This is a genomic window from Vibrio sp. 03_296, assembly GCF_002265885.1.
In genome coordinates, this window is sequence record NZ_NPKW01000594.1 from 1 (window position 1) to 981 (window position 981).

The following is a 981-nucleotide window of genomic DNA, read 5'->3' on the forward strand; positions in this document are numbered from 1 at the left end:
TTGTTCACTCCCTTACTGGTTGTAAGGGAAATTAGGGCGTGCATTCTAGCACTGAATAAATGTTAGCCTAAGCGTTTTTGATGACGTTCTCGATTCTCGAGTTTTTATCGGCATCTTTCTGCAGCAAAACGTAGAGAGCGCCAGTTCCGCCATGAAAACGCTGCGCACTGTGGCAACATTGCACTTCTTTAATCTGCATTAACCATGTCGTGACAAAACTCTTCATCTTGGCTGGGGAGCGGATAGTTCGCCTCGACCATGAGCGATCACGACGGTGCGAATGTCCATTTTCATGCATTGTTTGAGGAAGCGTACAAGTTCATCTCGTGCTTCTTTGAGCGATTTCTTATGCAGGTCTAGCCTGGCTTGGATGGGGTACTTGCCTAAACGCAATTTACGATAGACACCATCTTGTACGCCATCTCTTTTAAACTCCACCATGGTCATCAGGTTTTGAGCCATTTCAGCCGTGATAAGACTGAGGTGTTCCGGATTCATCCTCGGTAGCCAAATCGCCGGCTTCGCGCCGCGCCAATTGAGATTCGCTGACTTGGTGTTTTTTCTTTGTGTTCAGCGGTGTCATGAGTGATGGGCTTACATCCCCATCATTGTTGGAAAAGTTCGAAATCATCGTCGTGAGACATAACGGCATCTCAAAGCTTGATTAATGGTTGCAGGAGTATACCAACGGTTGGGGCGAAACGATCAACCCAGAGAATAAAAAACCGGAACAGGCAGAAAACCCATTCCGGTGCAAAGCAGTTTCTATAAAAGATTATAGAGCTTGGCGATATCTAGTGAGGAGATTTGTCATTCATGACCTTGTAAACGATGAAACCGCCGTAAAACAGCATTAGACCTAGTGCACCAAATATGACAATCATTGAAGAAAGTCCTACCGCATTACCGAATAGCAAATCGAGCCAAAAGTCCATGGTTTCCTCCAAAGTGTGAAGACAGGGTAAAGTTAAAAGCTGGTGC

At 45.6% G+C, this 981-nt stretch carries 1 protein-coding gene and 1 pseudogene; both read right to left on the bottom strand.

The features are described 5' to 3' along the window. Positions 1–62: 62 nt before the first annotated feature. Positions 63–590 (bottom strand): annotated as a pseudogene (gene smrA / locus CIK04_RS26445) (DNA endonuclease SmrA). Positions 591–794: 204 nt separating this feature from the next. Beyond that, complete coding sequence (locus tag CIK04_RS26450) at positions 795–935, bottom strand: DUF3149 domain-containing protein (protein ID WP_011078358.1); 141 nt, start codon at positions 933–935, stop codon at positions 795–797. Between the last annotated feature and the right edge of the window lie 46 nt (positions 936–981).